Source organism: Demequina sediminis (genome assembly GCF_039545075.1).
Classification (GTDB): Bacteria; Actinomycetota; Actinomycetes; order Actinomycetales; family Demequinaceae; genus Demequina; species Demequina sediminis.
In genome coordinates this window covers 1-7,575 of record NZ_BAABRR010000022.1, presented here as the reverse complement: position 1 = coordinate 7,575, position 7,575 = coordinate 1, and the positions used below count along the sequence as shown (strand labels likewise).

General features: G+C 63.2%; 3 protein-coding genes. All 3 read right to left on the bottom strand.

The window, feature by feature from the left end; translation table 11 throughout:
• The coding region (locus ABEA62_RS12630) for a transposase (RefSeq protein ID WP_345380425.1) at positions 1–251 on the bottom strand (251 nt) is incomplete at its 3' end.
• A 152-nt stretch (positions 252–403) separates the two neighbouring features.
• On the bottom strand, positions 404–739 hold the full coding sequence (locus ABEA62_RS12625; protein ID WP_286215104.1) for a hypothetical protein: 336 nt from the start codon (positions 737–739) through the stop codon (positions 404–406).
• Positions 740–864: 125 nt separating this feature from the next.
• Positions 865–7,158: a DNRLRE domain-containing protein gene (locus tag ABEA62_RS12620; protein WP_286215102.1), complete on the bottom strand. Its 6,294-nt coding sequence runs from the start codon at positions 7,156–7,158 to the stop codon at positions 865–867.
• Between the last annotated feature and the right edge of the window lie 417 nt (positions 7,159–7,575).

The following is a 7,575-nucleotide window of genomic DNA, read 5'->3' as shown; positions in this document are numbered from 1 at the left end:
TTGCCCGCGACGCGCAGAATCTCGACTTCACGTTCGAGTTCGCGGATGCGCTTGCGGGCCGCCTTCAGCTCGGCGTTCTCGGTCGTTGTCGTCCCGGCGATTTCGTCATGATCGATCCGGTCCTGACGCACCCAGTTGCGCAAACACCCCTCGCTGATGCCTAGGCTCGGGGCAACGACGGTGACGGGCTTGCCGGCACGCACGGGCGCGACAGCTCGCTGACGAAACTCGGAAGGGTAGGGCTTTGGCATGGTTCGGACTCCTCGCAATCGAGCCTGAACGACACACTGCCACTGGTAACCAAACCGTGGGTCAGGTCAGACTGTCACCTGTTCGTTCACCACGCCCCACGCGCTACACCGTCAACTGCGAGGAGCCGCTAGAGCCATCACCAATGCAATGTTCATCCCTGGTGGACGGAGACGCTCGCCCCCAGTTCGCGAAGGGCCTTCGCGAACGCACCAACGACTTCACTGCTCGCACCAGCCGCAATCACCACAGGAAAACTCTCTGCGAACGCCGCACCCTTCGCTGCGCTCACTGAGACGCCATGAGACTGCATCAGGTAACGCATGATCTCGACTCGCTCACCGCCGCCTTCCGGGATGCCATCAAGATGTAGAGCCCACTCCCCGCCGTCGAGCCCAACAACGGGCAGGGGCAGCCCTCGCCGGTCCCCACGGGCACGGCCATCAAATCGCCGCGCCACAATTAGCGCCGGGGCACCGAGCGCGAACACGGCTACGATTCTCCAGAAGGAATGTCCCGACAACGGCGGGATTGATATGACCACCACGACGCAGCCGATATAGACCGTTGCTACCCACGCCCAGGTCAACGCTCGCCTCATTGATAACCACTTTTCTAGTACCATAGCCACTGAAAGAACTTGTTGATGGCTGGCTCCATACGGCCACCCCTGCCCTTACGCAAAATCCAATCACTTGCCCGCTTACCGAGCGAGCTTTTCATGAATCGAACCAGTACGACTTTGCTCGCTCCTAAGAAGGCGCCCGCGACGAAACCTTTCATGAAGGCGCTCACGATTTGCTTGGTTGTCAGGGTACCGTTGTTGTCCGCAAGGGCCTTGAGAATGCTCGACACTCCGGTGAAAAAGCCTGTGCACACTGGGCGCAGGGCAATCGACGCTGTGCAGAAGACCTGCGCACCGCCCGCAATGACAAGGGCGGCCGCCCACAACCCGGCCTTGGCCCATGCGCTTAGTGCGCCGGTGGTGTCTAGTTTGTTGATTGGATCTGCTGGATACCCGTAGACGGTCTCATTCCCACCCACAACCGGATCAACGGAAGTGAACAGACCGGTCTGCGCATTGTAGAGGCGCACGCCCATGAGGGTGAGTCCGAAGCTGTCGGCCGCACGCTCATGCGATCCCAGCCAGCCGTAGGTGATTGCACCCGTTGCCGCTGCGACGTTGCCGGCGAGGAGGCGACCGTACTCGTCGTAGTCGGAGTACGCGCCGACCCCTGTCACCGCCCCATCGGCGGCGATTGTAAGCGGCAGCGCGATGTCGCCGCGCAAGTCCGCAAGTTGAAGTGACGCGACTTCGCTGGACACCGTCAGGCCGAGTCCGCCCTCAATCGCGGACCCATACCATGTTGTGGTCGTCGCACCACTGACGTCGGTCTCGACGGCCCAAGCGGGGTTGTCGGAGCCATCGGCATAGTGGCGCACTAGCGTCGACGTTCCAGCACCTGACACGGTGGTCGCGATCGAGCGTCGCTGTGCGGCATCGAGACTGTAGGTTGTCGTCACGCCTGCCTGGCTGACCGCGTGGGCGAGGTCGTTGTCGTAGTAGCCCAGCGTGATGTCACCCGCAGCGACGCCCCCAGCAGTGTCGACCGCTGGGATCGTGGTTTGACGACCGAATAGGTCGTAGACGTACGACCCGGTCCCATTCGCGCCGGTTTGGACACGGTCCTTGTTGTCGTAGGTCCAGGTCTCGGATGTCCCGGTTCCTACGGCGGGACATACGTTGGCGGTGTCGGAGATTGCGGTGTTTCGCGCGAGGCGGTGGCCACGCGTGTCGAAGGTGTAGGACCGGGTGACGCATGGTGTGATGCCACTTGTATCCGCAGGATCTGCGTAGAGCAGGCTCTGATCTTGGACGGTCACGAGACGCCCGAACGCGTCGTAGGCGTAGGTGCGTCCGAATCCCGTGACGTGGTCAGGATCGAGTCCCGTCGCTGGTGTTGACTCTGCGGTCATTCGGCCCGCAGCGTCATAGTCGGCTGACCAGGTCAGCAGAGGCGTCTCCCCGTCGTCAGTGACGAAGGCGTAGGAGAGTTCAGCGACGTGGCCGGCGTCGCTGTAGGTGGTCAACTGGACGATTTCTCCAGGCATGGTCTGTCGCGTCAGGCGTCCCATTGCGTCGTAGGCTGCCGCGAAGGCATACGAGGATTGCCCATCGCTACTGGTCACGACCTTGCCGGTGACCAGTCCGCGGCGCTCGACGAGGCCGTTGGCATCGGTACCGTCGTAGGTGTAGGTGGTGACCTGAAGTCCGTCGTCGATGCTGCCAACATTGCCGAACATGTCGTAGGTGGTGACGGTAGTTGCGCCGTCGGTGTCGACGTAGTTCTGGACGCGTCCCCAGGTGTCGTAGGTCGTACGCACGCCGGGCCCGGCGGTCGATCCCGACGTTGTCTTCGTCTGCAGTCCGGTAGTGCTGTCGTACGTGTGCCAGGTTGAGGGTAGCGGCGTGGAGCCCGGAAAGCCCATAGTGGCAACTGATGTGGACTCAAGCCGTCCGTCGAGGAGGTAGCTCGTCGTCGTGGTCCGTGTGGCGTTCCCGACGCCTTCAACGATCGTTTCAGGATCGAGGTACATCGAGTACCGGGTCATGCGGGTCAGCGGGAGATCGGCGAGCGACTTCGTGACACAGATCTCGCCAGCCCACGCGGGCTGGTTGCCGCAGGCCGTGTCGAGGTCATTGGCGCCGGCCGTGTAGTAGACCGTGTGGGTAGTGCCAGCATCTGCGCCGGTGGACCCAGCTTCTTGGCTGAGGACGGGGCGTCCGAGAGCGTCGAAGCCTGTGACCGCCGAGAGGCTCTCGGCCGTGTCTGCTCCGGTGGTGGTGACGGTGGAGGGCACGCCAGTAAACCATGCGGTGCCCGCGTAGGTCATGGTGTACGTGCTGATAACAGAGCTGGAGTTTCCCCTCTCGGACGTGATGTCTGTCTTCCATACGAGGTTGGGTACCGCTCCCGCGAGCGGTCGTTCTGCCTCGACCGGGTTCTCGTCGGCGTAGGTGTAATGGATGTGGGTGGTCGCGCCGTAAGCTTGCGGGGTCCAGATGTCGGTGATCCGGGTGCCGGAGTCGTTGTATTCCGTGCGGGTCGAGGCGGACTGAACATTGTCATAATCGACAGTCGGCGCCGTCTCGGTAACCTGGCTGGCCACAGTCGTGGTGCCCGAAACGTCGAGGGATCCCTCGACGTTGTCGTTGTCGTCGTAGTCGCTAGCGGTGTACTGCCAGGCACCAGCGCCGTAGTTGGCAGTGTTGACCACCCGGCCGTGGGCGTCGGTGAAGGTGACCGAGGCGTTGAGCCACTCGTTGGAGTCGACGCTTGCCACGGTCGAGCCACCCGGGTCGTGGCCCTGGCCGAATACTGCAAACCCGGTAGTCGCCGTCTGCTCACTGGTCCACGCCGTGGCGGCGGACCGGATGTCGGGGCTTGCCGCGGGCGGGTTGGCCGTGTCGATGCCGTACACGAATCGTGCGACCGGGACGTCAGCCTGCGTTCCGTCCCAGTGCTTGCGCGTGACACGCAGCACGGACGACGCACCTTGGGTCGATGTCCCATACTCGATAGTCCACGGCGCGAGACCGCTCTCGGCGACGAGGGTCAGTAGCAACACTCCGCCGGACATGGTGTACCCGTACGTCGTGCCCAGGCCCGAGCGCGGGTCGATGGCACGTGCCAGTCGCCCTGACGAATCGTAGGTGTAGGCGACGACAGCGTCGGTACGCATGGCTTCGAGGTCGGGGTCCCAGGCGCGGTACCCGATCGACGCGATGCGTCCCGTGTAGGCGCCCGTCGCGGCGTCCATGGCCGTGTAGTAGGTCATCTCGAGTGCACGGCACCCGGCACTCGACACAGTCGAACAGTCGACTCCCTCGGGCGCGGGGGCAACGATCGACTCCACCCGTCCCAGCGCGTCATACGTGTAGGTGGTCCGCAGCACAGCTGTTGCGGACACCTGCTTGTCGACGTACAGCGGCTTCCACTCCCCGCTCGCCATATACGACCACGTCGTCGACACGTTGCCATCGGTCAGGACCAGGCGTGCCGCGGTACCGGAACCAGTAAGAGTAAGCTGGGCGCCAGACGCAATGGTGGCGCGATCGAGCGGCGCATAGGCCCCGATCTCGCGTGCGACGATTCCCGCGCTGGGCTCCCGGAACGTGAAGTAGCTACCTGTTCCGTCCTCGAAAGCGATCGTGCCATCGACGCCGGTGTTGTCGATCACACGCATACCTGCCGCGCCCACGCTCGGCCCGTCGAAAGACGCGATCCAACCCGGACCGAACACCGACGATGCTCCTCCGTCGCCGAACGTCAGATAGTTCCTTGACACCGAGAGAGTGTCCATGTACCCAGGCACGGCCGCATCCGTCGCGCCGGCGTGGAACTCACCCGTCCAGAGCGAGACCTGGCCCGGACCAGCATCCGCCACAGGGAAGTTGTTCCCAAACGCATGCGGAATTCGTAGTACCGAGGGATGCGTCGCGGGGTCGTCACGCCAGGTACAGAGCACATCGTTGGTGTAGGTGTAGGTGAAGCACACCTGCACCTCCATCAGGAAAGGAACGCGCTCCTTGCCCGCGCTTGCTGCGGTGGCGGCGGCATTCCATGTGTAGTCAGCCTTGGCGCTAGACCCGGCGGTGGCGTCTGGTAGGTCAGCGATCTTCTCCCAACCGTCCGTTGACCCGGTCGCGTCCGAGTACCCGGCACCATTCGCCGTGCCGCCCGCACGCCAGTACACAGCACGCTTGACCGTGCCGTTGGCTCCTGGAGGGGCATCAGCGGAGATCTTGACCTTGTCGGTGGTCTTATAGGCCGCAGTCGGGGAGGTAATCCCGACCGTTCCGATGCCGTACTCGAGGGTCTTCCACGCGCTGGTGTTGCCGGCGCGGTCGATCGCACGCGCCTCGACCTTGTGACCACCGTTCGTGCGCGGCAGGCCGGTCACGATCGCGCTGCCCGAGGTGGCGTTCACCGTCTTCACGGTCCCGCCATCGACCTTGTACTCGAACTTCACTGCATCGGTCGCGGCCAGTGAGGCGCTGATTGATGCCGGAGGAGTTTCAAGCCACTGCCCGTGGCTCACCTGCGCCGAGCTGATGGTGGTGGCGCCGGGTGCGACGGTGTCCACAACGACCGACCATGTCGGGTTCGACGACGCCTTGGAATCAAGCGAGCCGTCGTTGGCCCACACCTTGACTGTGCGCGAGGACCCGTTGGCCTGCGTGGGAAGCGTGTACGAGGACACCGCACCGCTAGCCACCGTGGAGCCCGACACTGCTGTTGCACCATTGAAGGAGAACTTGCCCTTCACGTTGCCGCCATCAGGATCAGACACCGTCACCGAGAACGTCGGGGTCGGATCGTTGGTGTACACCGTCGAACCCGCCACCGGTGCACTTGCGTTGACCTTCACACCCATCGGCGTGTTCGGGTACGAGTTATACGTCACGGACAGCACCGGCTTGTTCGATGCCGAGTTACCCGAGTAGAACCGCTTCCAATACGAGTTGTCCGTCTCCGAGGACGCCTTCACACCAATGCCCTTGGCAGTGACCGTTCCCGTCGACCAGTTCTGCGCCATCGTGGTCACATCAGCGCTGACCCAGCCGTCACTGCAGGACGACGAGTAGCCCTTCGTAGAAGACACCGTGTCGTACTTCACCGACATCGCAGGCATGTTCGACCATCGCGTCGCGGTCGACGTGGTCGACGTCGACCACACCTCCCAGTTGCGTGCCGTGCACGACCACGAATGCCAGTTGTACAGCTTCAACGTCGCCGACGTGACCTTCTTGCCCAGAATCGGCGACACGTTCACGTTCAGATACGAGCGGTACTTCGAAGCCCCCGAGTCCCACGTCCCCACCCGCAACTCAGTCTCGGACGACTTATCCACCGTCGACGCATTCGACACGTACGTGTCAAAGGTCAACGACAAGTTCACGGACGGATCAATCACCACAGGGAACGCGTCACCATCAGAGAACGGCACATCGTCGGCGTCGACACTGATGGTCGCGACACCATCCGTCACCGCCACCGCGGCAGGAACCTCAATCTCCGTCGGAGGAACGTTCAGATCCGCGACCGCGGTTACGCTCGCGGCCACCACAGGCTCCGAACTTGCCTGTGTCGCGTCATCGGCAGCCATGGACGCCACCGGCACCATACGCCGCTCATCGGAGTGCGCATCCCACACCGCAACATCAGAGACCTGGGCGACCACGTCGCCCTCACTGCCACGCACCACCACTTCCTCGCGCGCCTTGCGCAAATCACCGTCAGGGCTGGCCACCGTCAACGTCAACCGCTCGGCCCGCTCCAAAGCGTCGGCGTCATGTGCCACGAAGAACTGCTCATAGCCCGTAGCGGTGACATAGAACACCAAGTCAATACCAGGGAGCACATCCACATAGCGGATCGCGTCAGCCTCAACCACCGGAGCCGGAACAGTCCCCTCCCACGACAACGTGAACGGCTGCCCCTCAGCGTCGACACCCGCGACCACGTCGACACGCCCATTGCCCCCGCCGGAGAACACCAGATCACCCGGATGCGCGACCGGACGATACGAACCATCGCTGTAACGCACCAGCTGCGTGTCCACACGCTCCCAGCCAGCCTCCGTCGACGGATCCTCACCCGTCGCCACCCACTCCGGACCACTCGACATATCCGAACGCCACTGACCATCAGGAAGAGCGAACGTCTGCGACGACTCGGTGCGCTGAGACACATCCTCAACAGCCTCACCACGCACCCGCGCCAACACCGAAGCCGACACAGCATCAGGCGCAGTCAAACCACCAGACGCACCAGCCACAGTCCAATCCGTCGCGGACTCCTCGATCACAGCCGCTGCGGCCGGGCCCGCCTCAGTGACTGCCACGACACACAACGCCCCGGCCGTCAACATAGACGCCAACCGGAACGACAAGGACCACGGATCCGACATCCGCACACGCCCACCAGACAGGATCAAGACGACCAACCCCAGACAGAAAGAAGCCAGCAACAGCGGAACTGACACCACGCCAACCGCCGCTCCGTAGCCACCTCCCCAGGCAACCCCACTCGTGAGCTGCGCCATTTCTACCAGGACAGACACCACCCGTCGCAAGGCAACACGGAGTGCAATATGTCACACTCGCTTCATGCCAACGACGCGGTACGGCAGCGTGGGGTTGACCCCGGATTCCGGACACTGACCAGACGGGTTTCGCGTGAGCGAGTGCCTGTCGGGGAGGATGTCCGTGATGGGCACGAAGAAGAGGAAGACGTATACGCCGGAGTATCGGCGTGAGGC